The organism is Pseudomonas sp. K5002 (assembly GCF_013386655.1).
Taxonomy (GTDB): Bacteria; Pseudomonadota; Gammaproteobacteria; order Pseudomonadales; family Pseudomonadaceae; genus Aquipseudomonas.
On record NZ_JACARK010001723.1, the window covers coordinates 1 to 359 of the forward strand.

Annotated in this window: 1 protein-coding gene; it reads left to right on the forward strand. The window is 64.6% G+C overall.

The window, feature by feature from the left end:
- A partial coding sequence (gene icmH, locus HX846_RS38920) for a type IVB secretion system protein IcmH/DotU (protein ID WP_178967664.1) occupies window positions 1-359 on the forward strand: 359 nt, incomplete at both ends.

The following is a 359-nucleotide window of genomic DNA, read 5'->3' on the forward strand; positions in this document are numbered from 1 at the left end:
GGCCCGCAACGATGTGCTGCTGGCGCGTTACGCGCTGTGCACCGCCCTCGATGAAGCCGTGCTGAGTACGCCGTGGGGCAGTGCCAGTGACTGGGGCAAGCAGAGCCTGCTGATCACCGTGCACAACGAAGCCTGGGGCGGCGAAAAGGTCTTCCAATTGCTGGATCACTGCCTGCAAAGCCCGCGGGAACGCCTGTACCTGCTGGAACTGCTGTACCTGTGCCTGTGCCTGGGTTTCGAAGGTCGCTACCGCGTGATGAACGATGGCCGCAGCCAGCTGGAAGCCTTGCGCGAGCGTACCGCTGCGGCGATTCGCAGTGCCCGTGGCGAGCATGAGCGCGAGCTGTCACCCCATTGGC